This is a genomic window from Lactobacillus sp. ESL0260 (assembly GCF_003692935.1).
Classification (GTDB): Bacteria; Bacillota; Bacilli; order Lactobacillales; family Lactobacillaceae; genus Lactobacillus; species Lactobacillus melliventris.
The window spans coordinates 122,562-136,370 of record NZ_REHO01000011.1 but is presented as its reverse complement, the minus strand read 5'-3'; the positions used below and the strand labels follow the sequence as shown (position 1 = coordinate 136,370).

General features: G+C 35.1%; 11 protein-coding genes. 9 read left to right on the top strand and 2 right to left on the bottom strand.

Going from position 1 to position 13,809, the window contains the following annotated elements:
• Positions 1-32: 32 nt before the first annotated feature.
• The 3 genes from F5ESL0260_RS05470 to F5ESL0260_RS05460 all read left to right on the top strand — a co-directional run bounded on the left by F5ESL0260_RS05470 (position 33) and on the right by F5ESL0260_RS05460 (position 5,248).
• Complete coding sequence (locus tag F5ESL0260_RS05470) at positions 33-1,787, top strand: ABC transporter ATP-binding protein (RefSeq protein ID WP_122026175.1); 1,755 nt, start codon at positions 33-35, stop codon at positions 1,785-1,787.
• 1 nt (position 1,788) lies between these two features.
• Positions 1,789-3,579: an ABC transporter ATP-binding protein gene (locus tag F5ESL0260_RS05465; RefSeq protein WP_122026174.1), complete on the top strand. Its 1,791-nt coding sequence runs from the start codon at positions 1,789-1,791 to the stop codon at positions 3,577-3,579.
• A 268-nt stretch (positions 3,580-3,847) separates the two neighbouring features.
• A complete protein-coding gene (locus F5ESL0260_RS05460) occupies positions 3,848-5,248 on the top strand; it encodes an FAD-binding oxidoreductase (RefSeq protein ID WP_122026173.1) in 1,401 nt (466 codons plus the stop codon).
• A 75-nt stretch (positions 5,249-5,323) separates the two neighbouring features.
• On the opposite strand, the gene F5ESL0260_RS05455 is transcribed toward F5ESL0260_RS05460, so the two are convergent.
• Positions 5,324-6,499 (bottom strand): cyclopropane-fatty-acyl-phospholipid synthase family protein, encoded by a 1,176-nt coding sequence (locus F5ESL0260_RS05455; RefSeq protein WP_122026172.1) that lies wholly within the window; start codon positions 6,497-6,499, stop codon positions 5,324-5,326.
• An 82-nt stretch (positions 6,500-6,581) separates the two neighbouring features.
• Positions 6,582-7,196 (bottom strand): 1-acyl-sn-glycerol-3-phosphate acyltransferase, encoded by a 615-nt coding sequence (locus F5ESL0260_RS05450; RefSeq protein ID WP_122026171.1) that lies wholly within the window; start codon positions 7,194-7,196, stop codon positions 6,582-6,584.
• Positions 7,197-7,254: 58 nt separating this feature from the next.
• Between F5ESL0260_RS05450 and F5ESL0260_RS05445 the strand changes: the two genes are divergently transcribed.
• The 6 genes from F5ESL0260_RS05445 (at position 7,255) to F5ESL0260_RS05420 (ending at position 13,791) form a co-directional block, all read left to right on the top strand.
• Positions 7,255-8,286, top strand: coding sequence for a GIY-YIG nuclease family protein (locus F5ESL0260_RS05445; RefSeq protein WP_122026170.1), 1,032 nt, complete (start codon positions 7,255-7,257; stop codon positions 8,284-8,286).
• Positions 8,287-8,441: 155 nt separating this feature from the next.
• Positions 8,442-9,245 carry a 30S ribosomal protein S2 gene (rpsB, locus tag F5ESL0260_RS05440; protein WP_122026169.1) on the top strand — a complete coding sequence of 268 codons (804 nt, stop codon included), beginning with the start codon at positions 8,442-8,444 and terminating at the stop codon, positions 9,243-9,245.
• 40 nt (positions 9,246-9,285) lie between these two features.
• A complete protein-coding gene (gene tsf, locus F5ESL0260_RS05435) occupies positions 9,286-10,161 on the top strand; it encodes a translation elongation factor Ts (RefSeq protein ID WP_122026168.1) in 876 nt (291 codons plus the stop codon).
• A gap of 303 nt (positions 10,162-10,464) precedes the next feature.
• Complete coding sequence (locus tag F5ESL0260_RS05430; protein ID WP_122026167.1) at positions 10,465-10,647, top strand: hypothetical protein; 183 nt, start codon at positions 10,465-10,467, stop codon at positions 10,645-10,647.
• 183 nt (positions 10,648-10,830) lie between these two features.
• Positions 10,831-12,855, top strand: coding sequence for an FAD-dependent oxidoreductase (locus F5ESL0260_RS05425; RefSeq protein WP_122026166.1), 2,025 nt, complete (start codon positions 10,831-10,833; stop codon positions 12,853-12,855).
• A 90-nt stretch (positions 12,856-12,945) separates the two neighbouring features.
• Positions 12,946-13,791: a MerR family transcriptional regulator gene (locus F5ESL0260_RS05420; RefSeq protein WP_122026165.1), complete on the top strand. Its 846-nt coding sequence runs from the start codon at positions 12,946-12,948 to the stop codon at positions 13,789-13,791.
• Positions 13,792-13,809 lie beyond the last annotated feature (18 nt).

Below are 13,809 nucleotides of genomic sequence, written 5' to 3'. Positions count from 1 at the left end.
CTCCGCTTTTTTACTGAATTTTAAGGTGAATAATGGGAATATTTTTTAAATTAGGATGGTTCTTTAAAAAAGAAAAAAAGCGTTACCTCATCGGTATTACATTTTTAGCACTTACATCTGTTGTTAACTTAGTACCACCGAGAATTTTAGGCTTAATGGCAGATCAATTGGATAAAGGTCACATTAGCTGGCAAGAATATAGTCTGTTAATTTTAGCTATTATTTTCTCCGCCCTTTTGCTTTATGGCTTTCGCTATTTTTGGCGTAGACAAATATGGGGTGGAGCTGCTGAACTTGAATTGCAATTGAGATCGAAATTATTTGATCACTTTATGGCGATGGATCGTACTTTTTATCAACGTCACAGAACCGGGGACTTAATGGCTCATGCCACAAATGATGTTTCAGCTGTCCAGGAAGTTGCGGGTGAAGGCGTTTTAACTTTGGTGGATTCTCTTATCATGAGTGTATCGACTATGGTTGCAATGATTGCATTTGTTGATTGGCGCCTGACGATTGTTGCTCTTTTGCCATTACCATTTCTAGCTTGGGGAGCTTGGAAATTAGGTGACAGGCTTCACGATGCATTTGACAAATCCCAAGCGGCTTTTTCAAGGCTGAATAATAAAACGCAGGAATCAGTTTCAGGTATTAAAGTTTTAAAAACATTTGGTCAGGGTCAAGAAGATACTGCCGCTTTTGATCAGATGGTTGAAGACACCATTAAAATTAATAAACAAGTTTTTAAATGGGATTCACTGTTTGATCCTTTAGGAACATTGCTTATTGGTTTAACCTATACTATTACCATTATTTATGGTGGTCTTTTGGTTTTCAATAAAGCTCTTACCATTGGTCAACTGGTTTCTTTTATTGCATATATTGGCAATATGGTTTGGCCAATGTTTGCGATTGGTTATCTTTTTAACATCTTAGAGCGTGGTAGTGCCAGTTACGACCGTATAGAAAAGTTGCTGGAAGAAAAATCAGAAATTACTGATAAATTTGCAGATCAAAAGATTTCGGCTAAGGACATAGCAGGGGATCTTGATTATCACGTTAAATTTTTCGCATATCCGGATGAACCAAATGTTCAAGTGCTGAATAATATTAATTTTACTCTAAAAACGGGACAAACTTTGGGACTTGTTGGTAAAGTTGGAGCCGGTAAAACAACTATAATTCAGCTTTTGCTGAGAGAATTTGACAAGTATGATGGCCAGATAACTCTAAATGGGTATGATATTAGAGAAATTCCACTTAATGTTTTATTGCGGCAAATTTCTTATGTACCTCAGGATAATTATTTATTTTCTACTAGTATTCAAAAGAACATTGCATTTTCAAATGCAGACAGTGATAAGGATGCAATTATCACTGCCGCAAAAAAGAGTGATTTACACAATGACATTTTAGAAATGCCGGGTGGCTACAACACCCTGGTTGGTGAAAATGGTGTTTCACTTTCTGGTGGGCAAAAGCAAAGGATGTCGATTGCGAGAGCTTTACTTAAGCACAGTCAAATATTAGTTTTAGATGATGCTCTCTCTGCTGTTGATGCCAGAACAGAAATGGCCATTTTGCATTCTTTAAAGAAAGAAAGAAAAGGCAAGACAACTTTAATTGCTACACACAGACTTACTTCTGTCATGAACGCCGATTTAATTCTAGTATTAAAAGACGGTCGTATTGTTGAAAGAGGTACTCACGATCAGTTACTCGAACTAAATGGCTGGTATGCCGATATGTGGCAAAGACAGGAATTAGAAGATAAGGTGGGTGAATAAGATGGATAATGAAAACTCATTTCAATCAGTTTGGTCTCAAGAAATACCGGTAAAAGAACAGCTCAGTATTTTTAAACGCCTTTTGCGTTTCGTAATGCATTTTAAGAACGAAATGATTATTGCTGGAGTTGGAGCACTTTTAGTAAGTATTATTAATGTTCTGCTGCCTTATGGTTTACAGTATTTTTTAGATAACTTTTTGGTAAAAGCAGATGTAACCACTCAAATAATATTATTTGCTGGTTTTCTCTATGCTTTTGGTTCAGTTGTCAAAGGAATTTTGCAATTCACTTATGAGTACTTCTTTGCTTTAGGTTCTGAAAAATCGCTTGAAGGCTTGCGTGCGGAATTATATCAAAAATTACATACTCTGGGTATGCGCTACTTTGATCAAACTCCGGCTGGATCGATAGTTTCAAGAGTAACTAATGATACTATGACATTGAGTAACTTTCTTACCGTTTTATCCAGTGTTGTAATGTCGTTTTTCTCAATTATTTCAGCCATGGTGGCAATGTTTTCTACAAATGTGATGGCTGGATTGATTGTGTTGGCTTTTCTGCCCTTACTCTTGGTAATAATATGGCAATATTCTAAAAGAAGTTCCAAACTTTACCGCAGTTATCGTGAAAGATTAAGTCGCATTAATACCAACCTGAATGAATCAATCGAAGGGGTTTCATTAATTCAGCAATTTAAGCAGGAAAAGCGTATGACTAATCATTTTGAGGATGAAAATACAGCCTTAATGAAAACAAGATTCAATATGATTAATCTTAATTCACTTTTACTTTCCCCTTTGACTAGTCTACTGTATTCGCTCGCCCTCGCTTTAACTTTAATGTACTTTGGTTTTCCATTAAGGGAAACTTTTGTGCCAGCTGGTGTTGTTTATGCATTTTCACAGTACATCTCACAGTTTTTCAATCCAATCGCTAATATGATGGATCAAATGACTTTCTTTCAGGACGGTATTGTTGCGGGTAAGAGAATTTTCCGGATTTTAGATAATACTGACTATGAACCTAAACAAAATGCTGAAGCAGCCCTGACAATAAATCGAGGAAAAATTGAATTTAAGCATGTCAGTTTTTCTTACGATGGTAAAAACGAAATTTTACATGATATTTCTTTTACGGTTAATCCCGGTGAGACTCTCGGTATTGTAGGTCATACTGGCTCAGGTAAAAGTTCTATTATAAACGTGATGATGCGTTTTTATGAATTCTATCAGGGTGAAGTCTTAATTGACGGAGTTGATATCAAAAAGTATCCAAAAGCTGAGTTACGTAAAAAACTAGGCCTGGTCCTGCAAGAACCGTTCATGTTTTATGGGGATATAAACTCAAATATCCGTCTTTATAATAAAGATATTACGGATGAACAAATAAAAAAGGCTGCTGAAACTGTTCAGGCGGATGGTTTTATTGAAAATCTTCCTGGTAAATACCATGCAGAAGTGGGTGAAGGAGGAAGTGAATTTAGCCAAGGACAAAGACAACTTATTTCATTTGCTCGTACATTAGTTACTGACCCCAAAATTTTAGTTTTAGATGAAGCTACGGCAAACGTTGATACTGAAACTGAAACGCTTATTCAACAGGGGTTGAAACGGCTTCGTAAGGGTCGTACTACTCTTGCTATTGCTCACAGACTTTCAACTATTGTGGATGCAGATCAAATTATTGTATTAAATGATGGTAAAATCGTTGAAAGGGGCAATCACGAAGAGCTTCTTTCACAAAAAGGTTATTATTATAACTTGTATACTTTACAGAACAGTCAAAAGTAAAAACGGTACTCGATTAAAAGCTTTGATAAAACCTCCAAATTATCTCAATTTGGAGGTTTTATTGTGTCTATTTTTAATAAAAGAAACCAAATTAAAAGCTTTTATTTTCTAGGATTAAAGAAGTCTAATTGAAACTTTTAATGGACTTTTAACTTGGAAAATATTTATATACGTTATAAATATATACACTATTGACAGCGTTTGCAGTATAGAGTAAATTAATTTATAAGCATAGGATACTATGCTTTTTAGTAAGAAGGGAATTATAATGGAATATCATAAAATCAATGAAACTGATTTGGAAAATTTAAGAAAATTTATCTCAGATCCAGAAAGATTTATTACTAAACCCACAAAGCACTGGGATCATGACCAATTTCGGACTGTAAAAGCAATGCCGGATTTGGTAATTCAACCAACAACTAATGAAGAAGTTATGAATGTTGTTAAATATGCAAGTGACAACTCAATACCTATTGTTCCAAGGGGTAATTCAACCGGTTTGATGGGAGCTAACTTAACAGTTGATGGCGGAATTTCACTTGATATGATCAAGATGAATAAGATCTTAGAATACGATCCTGAAAACTTAACAATGACAGTTCAAGCTGGGATCAGGTTGAAAGATTTGGATGAGTTTTGTGCTGATAAGCCATTTGTATATATGCCAGCACCAGCTATGCATTGGGCAACAATAGGAGGCAATGTTTCAACAAACGCCGGTGGTCTTAAGGCTATTAAGTACGGTGTAACTAGAGAGCATATTCGTGAAATCAAAGCTGTTTTGACAAATGGCAAATTATATAAATTTGGCTCAAAAGCAGTTAAATCATCGTCAGGTTATTCGCTGAAAGATTTATTTATTGGTGCTGAAGGTACTCTTGGGGTTATAACGGAAGTTACAATCCGGTTATATCCAAAACCTCACAAGTCAATAAATGCTATTATTCCATTTCCAACTTTGAATGATGCAATTAAATCCGTTCCGGCTATTTTAAGATCAGGTGTTGTGCCAACAACTGTTGAATTTATGGGACGCAAAGTAATTAAATTGTGGGAATCATATGCTAAAGATGAATTTCCACTTAAACAAGGTGATGGCTTCATCATGATTGGTATCGATGCCTTTACTGAAGATGAGTGGAAAGCGGAACTGAAGGAAACTTTGGAAGTAGTAAAGCCGTTTAAAGCTGAAAAAGCTGTCGTCCTGGGTGCTGATTCTGAAGAAGCCAAGAAAATATGGCAATGTCGTGAAGAATTGCTTTTAGCTATTCAAAAGTCCACTCCAAAAATGGACGAAATTGATGTTTGTGTACCAATAAATCACATTCCTGTAGTTTTGGATCGTATTGAAGAACTTGAACAGGAACTAAATATTCGTATTCCAAACTTTGGCCATGCTGGTGATGGTAACCTGCATATCTATCTTTGCTCTGACAATATGACAGATGAAGAATATGTCAAGACTAGCAATAAGGTTATTTCTGAGCTATATAAGACTGCTAAATCTCTTGATGGTAATATGTCAGGTGAACACGGAATTGGTTATGCCAGAGCAAATTACTTTGAAGACTTTTACGGCAAAGAATATACTGATTTGTTACGTAAAGTTAAAAAGCTATTTGACCCTAACTATGTCATCAACCCAGGAAAAATTTTTGAGCCTTAAAAATTTTTTCTGTTTTTTACAAATAAAAAAGCTGATAAATTTCGTTTTATCAGCTTTTTTGTATATGATAATTTTTTACTTGTTTAACATATATTTCCTCGTCATAGGTAAATTTTTACCAGATGGTCCTTTGGTGATGAGATATTGCACAACATCAATATTTCCCGATTCAAAGGAAGCAGCACAAGCCTGTAGGTATAGATCCCACATTCGGGTAAAACGTTCGCCCATATTCTTTTGAATTTGATCTCGTTTGCTGTTGAAATTATGATCCCAAATTTCCAAAGTTTTTTGATAATGCCTTCTTAGCATTTCGATGTCTGCAATTTGCATATTATTTGCAATAATATGGTCAATATTTTCTGCTAAGCCAGGAATATAACCACCCGGGAAAATGTACTTATTAAGCCAAGCATTTTTAGCACCACCTTGCTGGCGAGTAATGCCGTGAATTAAAGCGACTCCGTCTTTTTTTAAGTATTTCGCAACATCTCCGAAATATTGGCCTAAGTTTTCTTTACCAACATGTTCAAACATGCCGACAGAAGTTACATAGTCCCACTGCTGATTGCCTAATTCGCGATAGTCCTCTAACCTAACTTCAGCAACATCTTGTAAGTTTTGGTCATAAATTTTCTTTTGCACTAACTTATATTGTTCTTCACTCAGGGTTACACCAGTCACTTTCAGGCCGTATTCTTTTGCAGCTAACAGCATGAGTGTTCCCCAACCACAACCAATATCAAGCAGAGTTTTCCCTTTTTCCGGATTTAATTTGTTGAGAATATGATGTATTTTTGCCAACTGTGCAGTTTCAAGGTCATCATTTTCATTTTCAAAATAAGCACAGGAATAAGTTAAAGTAGGGTCGAGCCATAATTGATAAAAATCATTACCAATATCATAATGACGTTGAACATCTTTTTCGCTTTGTTCTTCCGTATGCTTTTCTTTTGGTAAAAATTTCCGGAATTTGCTGGAGCGCAAAAAGCTTCCAGCACTTTCATAAGCTCCGCAAATTAATTTTTGCAAACTACCTTTAATTTCAATTTTTTTATCCATATATGCTTCTCCCAGAGCTAAAGAAGCATTTTTAGAAATAGCGCTGGTTGGGATTTTCTCGTTAAAAATAATCTCAATACTCGGAGTACCGTTTCCATATATTTCGCTTTTACCGTCCCAATAGGTCACTTTAACCGGGAACGGGAAAGACTTACTTAACATTGTTCTATAAAAAGTTTTTTCTAACAATTTTCAAAATCCTCCGTCTGACATTTTTACACTAATATTCTAACACTGGGATAAAATAATTTTTATGTAAAACTATCTCTTTTTATTGAGGATGGTAATGAAAACTTGGGTTCTGCTCATAATCAATTATATCCCAGGCTTTTTTCAATTTGTTATCTATGAGTGCCTCATTTTCATGCGTAAGCTTAGTTTTACGATCAACCATGAATGGTTCGCCAAAACAAACTTCCAAAGGTTGCCGCTTTAACAATCCGGTAAATGTGAGGGGCCCTTGATAAACGACGGGGACTATAGGCTTATTTGACAGCTTGGCAATGGCAATAGTGCCACCCTTCATTTCAGCTGAATGTCTGGTACCAGATGGAAATATGATTAAAGAAAAGTTGCCGTTTTTCAAACCCTTAATTGGTGTTTTTAAAGCTGAAGGTCCAGGATGCTTCCGATCGACGGGAAAGGCATGAGCGTGTTTTAAGATAAAGCGCAATATGGGATTTTTGAATAATTCTATCTTAGCCATAAACATAAATTCTTTGGGGCTAGCGGCAAGTGCAAACAATATTGGCTCCCACCATGTTCTGTGCGGTGCTGCTAAAATATAATTGCCTTCTGGTATTCTTTCTTTATGATTAACGTGTAGATGTCCGTTTAATAGCCAAACTATAAAGCGAGCTACGGGACGAATAAAATGATAAAACATAATTTCCTCCAATTGATGTAGAATATTATAACAAAGCTGAGGAAGAGGACAAATTTTTATGGCAAAATTATTGAAAAATGAACGCATTGATTATATGTATAGTGACGATTTACGAATTATTCAAAATAAGACCTCTTTTAGTTTCTCTTTAGATACGCTGTTATTAGCGGCAACCGCAAAAAATGCTATCAAAGACAGTTCTAAAGTAGCTGATTTATGTGCCGGTAATTGTGCAGCTACAATGTACATGGCCTATTTTAATCGTGCTAAATATGATGCAATTGAAATTCAAAAAGAAGTGGCATCACAGGCCAGACGATCTATTGCATTAAACAATATGGAAAACAGGATTCAAGTTTTTCAAGAAAATGTTAAGGATGCTCCGAAATTTTTAAGAAAAGATTCTTATGATGTTATTGTCGTAAATCCACCATATTTTAAAGTGGCACCAAACCATAAAGTCAATCCTGATCCAGCAAAAGCCATTGCTAGGCACGAAATATTAATTAATCTTGAAGAAATAATTACCGTAGCAAGCGGTCTGCTTAAGATGAAGGGAAAAATGTTTATGGTTCATAGACCTGAGCGGTTAAACGAAATTGCTTATTTTTGCCTTCAGCATGATTTGAGTATTAAAGTGATCCAACCATACGTTTCTCACCGCGGAGAAGACTGCAATTTGATAATTATTGAAGCAGTTAAGCATACAGGTAGCGCCGGTTTAGTGTTAAGGGATGCAATTGAGGTACACGATCAACAAGGCAATTATCTTCCTGCTATTCAGTGTATCATTCGTGAGACTGAACAAGATAAGGCCAAAAGAAAAAACATAAAAAAATACTTTTTTTATGTTTTATTGTGTAGCGATGGCAGCTTTTATGGGGGTTTTACAGATGATTTACAAAAAAGATTAGAGGCACATAACAACGGTAAGGGTGCTAAATATACTAAATCACGCAGGCCAGTAAAATTAATTTATCATGAAGAATTTCCAGATAAAAATTTGGCACTTAAAAGAGAATATTGGTTTAAGCATCATAACAGAATATGGAAAGAAAAGTTTTTAAAAGAGCATAAAGTTGACTTTTAGTCTTGCATCTTCAGCAATAATCTAGTATTATTTTAACGTATGCGTTTTAGCATATATGTAGAAAACATCAAGAGCGATCAGTATTTTGGTGCCACACAATGGTGAAATACTGAAATGACCGCTTGAGAGGATTAAAACCGTAGGAGGAATATAATATGTCAGTAGTTTCAATGAAACAATTGCTTGAAGCTGGTGTCCACTTTGGTCACCAAACCAGAAGATGGGATCCTAAGATGGCTCCTTATATCTTCACCCAAAGAAATGGTATTTACATCATTGATTTGCAAAAAACCATCAAAATGTTGGATGATGCTTATGCCTTTGTTAGAGCCGTTGCTCAAAATGGTGGCGTTATTCTTTTTGTTGGTACTAAGAAGCAAGCACAAGATTCAATCGCTGAGGAAGCTACTCGTGCTGGCCAATACTACGTTAACCAACGCTGGTTAGGTGGTACTTTGACCAATTGGAAGACTATCCAAAGCCGAGTACAAAGATTGAAAGATTTAAAGAAAATGTCAGAAGACGGCACATTTGATGTGTTGCCTAAGAAGGAAGCTTCTCTTTTAACTAAAGAAAAGGATAAATTGGAAAGATTCCTAGGTGGTATTGAAGATATGCCTAGAATTCCTGATGTTTTATTCGTAGTTGATCCTAAGAAAGAAAAGATTGCTGTTCACGAAGCTAACATTCTTGGTATTCCTGTTGTTGCTATGGTTGACACTAACACTGATCCAGATCCAGTTGACGTAGTCATTCCTGCAAATGATGACGCTATCCGTGCAATTCGTTTAATTACTGGTGCCATGGCTGACGCTGTTATTGAAGGTAAACAAGGTCAAGATGACGATGATGCCGAGGCTGAAATGGCTAAGGGTGCAGAAGAAAAGCATGCTGATACTGAAAATGATGCAGAAAAAGCAGTAGAAGCTGAAGAAACTTCTGACTCAGATGAAGACTAGTTTTTAATTATTAATAAGTTTTTATTTGGAAGGAAAAATAATGGCAAATATTACTGCTAAACAAGTAAAAGAACTACGTGACCGCACCGGTGCCGGCATGATGGATTCCAAGAAGGCTTTGGTTAAAGCTAATGGTGATATTGAAAAAGCAATTGACATTTTAAGAGAAAATGGCGTTGCTAAAGCTGCTAAGAAGAGTGGTCGTATCGCAGCTGAAGGCCTGGCTGAATATGCTTTTGATGGCAACGATGCAGTTGTGGTTGAAGTCAACTCAGAAACTGACTTTGTTTCATCTAATGACAAATTCATTAAGTTGGTAGATGATGTTACCAAAGCTATTTTGGCAGCGAAACCAGCAAATGTTGACGAAGCATTGAAAGCTCCGCTGGGTGATTCAACAATTGGTGATGCAATCACAAATCTAACAGCAGTTATTGGTGAAAAAATCACTTTAAGAAGATTTGATTTAATTACTAAAAATGATGATGAAGTCTTTGGTGCCTACAAGCATAATGGTGGTGCAATTGTTGCTGTTGTTACCTTAAAAGGAAACAGTGAAGAAGCAGCTAAGAACATTGCCATGCACGTTGCTGCAATTAATCCAGAATACTTGAATAAAGATTCTGTACCAAAAGCTGACTTTGATCGTCAAAAGGAAGTTTTCACTAAGGAAACTGAAAATGAAGGCAAGCCTGCTAAGATTATTCCTAAGATTGTTGAAGGTAGAGTAAACAAGTATCTTAGTGAAATTTGTTTAGTAGACCAACCTTATGTTAAAGATGGCGACATGACTGTAGCAGAATATGCTAAATCAGAAGGCTGCGAAGTTGTTGGCTACAAGCGTTACGAAGTTGGCGAAGGTATTGAGAAGAAGCAAGAAGACTTTGCTGCTGAAGTAAAAGAACAAATGAAATAGATACATATTTTTTATATATTCAATTGAAAGCTCTTATATATATGGATGAGAGCTTTTTGTATCTAATTGAACGCTCATTTTAAGGTAACAAAAACACCAGTCAAGACTAAATGATAAGAAACATAATGTAATGTATCAATTGGAACGGTTATCTAAACATAAAAACTTAAATTTTGTATTATTTTTAAGAAGGATATACATTTATTGCTAAATTTCTGTTAGAATTCAAACAATAAAATGCAGTATTTAATAAAAGATAAAATTTTACTTTTTACTAGATTTACTTAAAACGAGGAGATATTTATGGGTTTTTGGGTTATGGTTTTAGGTCTTGCTTTTGGAGCAATATTAGTATATCTTGGTTTTGCTGGTCGGTTTTCTAAAACAACAAAATATATTGCTTTTTTGGTCGGTTTCTTGTTAATAGCTGGAGCTATTTTCTTGTCTACTCCAGACGGAGCCGAATTTGTAATGAAAATCACATAGGAAAGTGAAATGTATTTAAGTGCTAGAGCTTTTATAAAAATTTGCACTGTATCTTGTTGCACTGGCAGCAAGATATTTTTGTTTATAAAAAATTGTGACTTTTATCACTTATCATCTTGACGATGAACTTACTTCATCAATTAAAATAAATTTGTAAAAAATATTTGATAAGGAGAAATAAAAATGACTAAGAAATCATTTGTAGGTAAAGGTCAGGGTTTTAAGAGTCAAATAGTTTTAAAAGGAGAATTTGCTGACAATAAATTAAGTGAAATAGAGTTAGTTTCAAGTGATGAAACCAAAGAAGTCGGTGAAAAAGCCCTACCAAAACTTGTAGATGCTGCAAATAAAAGTAAAAAATTTCAAGTTGATGTGATTTCTGGAGCATCAAGAACTTCTAAGGGCTTTAACGAAGCTCTAAAAGATATTGAGAATCGGTTAAATGGTGTAGAAGTCGGAACAGAAACTACTGTAAAAGATGGTAATTATACAGTTGAAGTAAAGTCTTTTAAAGAAAACCAGGGACTGCCTGGTACTGGCAGGGCATCGATCAATGTCACATTTAAAGATAATAGAATTACAAATATTGTTGTACCAGAATATACTGATACACCAGTAATTGGCGGAATGGCATTTGATCTATTAAAGAATAAAATAATAAAGAATCAGTCTACTGCTGTTGATGTGATTACTAGTGCAACAGTTTCTTCAAATGCATACCTTTCTGGTGTTGCAAAAGCAATTTCAAAAGCGGGTGGTAACCCTGAGTCTTTTGCAAATCGCAAAATTCACAAACCTGTTGCTAAACATGGAGAAATACATACTGATGTTATAGCTATTGGAGCAGGTTTAACTGGATTTAGTGCTGCAATTGAAGCAGCAGATGAAGGTGCTAGAGTAGTCCTTCTTGAAGCGGGACAAACTTATAGCAGCTCTACTACCCGTGCTCAAGGATTTGTCATGGGTGCTGAGACGGATGAACAAAAGAGAAGGGGAATTAAGGACTCAGCAGATGACTTTTATCATGATTTAATGACTGTCTATGGTGATGAGCCAAATATAGAACCAAAATTGTTACGCAAGCTAGCTAATGAGTCTGCAGATTATATTTCATTTTTAGAAAATCAGGGAATAAAATGGGATAAAGTGGTTAATATAGCTCCTAAAAAGCCAAGATTAACAAAACGCGCTCACACTATTAAAGGTATGGGAACCACTTTAATTCATGCTCTGGTTGATTCAGCCAAAGCAAAAGGTGTAGATCTGCGATTGGGAATAAAAGTAGATGAGCTAATCGTGGAAGATGGAAAAGTTAAAGGTGTTAAAGCAACTACTGTAGATGGTGATAAACTGTCGATCTATGCGTCAGCGGTAATAGTTGGAACAGGTTCTTATACCGCAAATATGGCAAAAATTAAGGAACTTAATCCTAAAATGACCAATATAGAGGTAATAGTTGGCAATGGCGATGGATCAGCTTTGAACTTTTTCAAGCAGGTTAATGCCAAAATAATAAATGTTCCTTATTTGCAATTTATGTATTACTTTTACGGTGTCTCTTTTGGCGATAAATTCCCAGAGGCAATTCCTGAATCTCCTACTTTACCAAACTATGATGTCTTATGTGTTGATGGTGGCGGTCACAGACTGGTTTCTGAAGATGATTTCACATTTGAGTTTACTAAAAGATGCTGGCGTAATGGTTATGATGAAGGCTATGCCGTTTATGGGCAGAAGACGGCAGAAAAGTATCCAGTTATGACGGAATTGGGCCTAACCAAAAAGACAATTCATGGTAAAAACTTTGGTTATAAAGAAGATAGTCTTGAAAAATTGGCAAAGGATGTTGGAATTAATCCTGATAACCTCAAAGAAACAGTTTCGCGGTACAATATACTCTGTGAAGAGGGAGAAGATGAGGACTTCCACAAAAGCAGTAAAAATATGATCAAAATAACTGCGCCATTTTACATTTTAAGAATGCCACAAATTTGTACTGATGGTTATACTGGAGCAAAAATTAATGAAAACGGGCAGGTTCTTGACATTACTGAAAAGCCCGTTCCAGGATTATACGCAGCCGGTTCATGTGCTGACAGTGGAGTAATGGGAATCGATTACTTTGGAGATGGTATGTCATTACTAAATTGTGGAGTATTTGGACGCGCTGCAGCTAAAGATGCCGTTTCTAAATTGAATGAAAACTAGTTAAAAAAATTTAAAAAGATTTTGACAAAATATGTTAAAGTCTTTTTTTCTGCTTTAATATAGCTATAAGCATACAAAGGAAGTAGAAAAATGATAGATCATAAAGCGTATCCATATGTCTATACTTCTTCACAGCTGGGTAAGTATTTTGGGATTTCCATTAAGGGTATAGAATATTATGAAAGAAAAAAATTAATCAACCCTAAAAGAGTTGGCAATAATAATCAGAGACAATTTAATCTAAATGATACATATCGAATTTTCATGGCTAGGTATCTTAGTCAGTCGGGTTTAACTCTTAATGACACACTGGATGTCTTAAACGCTTCAAATGAACAAATTGCTTTAAAGTTTTTAGTAAAAAATTTGCATGATTCTGAAAAAGAATTTAAACGTATCAACGCTTCTATAGAAGTAATGACTCACAACATAAAGCTTTTACAAAAAGTTTTGAACTATCACAGTTTTTTTGAAATAACAAAATCACCAACATTAAAAACATTGTTTTTACGAGAGATGGACGGCCCTCATAAAAGTAATCAAGAACAAACAGATGAATATCGCACTTGGAATGAGTTAATGCCAATAACCAATGGCTCAATCCGTTACAGAAAAAAGGATATTTTGAATAAAACATCAAAAATTGAACCAGAAATTGAAATGATTATCAGCGAAAAATATTTTAAAGCTTTTGGTTTAAAAAATAGTAATCGTGTTAATACTATCCCTTCCAAAACTTGCTTGCATACAGTTGTAGTGGGTAATGCTCAAAATATTGATAATAAGGGGTGGTTAAATTCTATAAGATCTTATTTAAAAGAAAATAATTATCTTTTAAATGGTGATATCATAACTTCCTTACTTTTAGTCTTAGATAATTCGCAAAAGCATATCAGATATGATGAGGCCTGGATACCAATAAAAAGTAAGTGGTGAAAATAGTAACATAGGAGG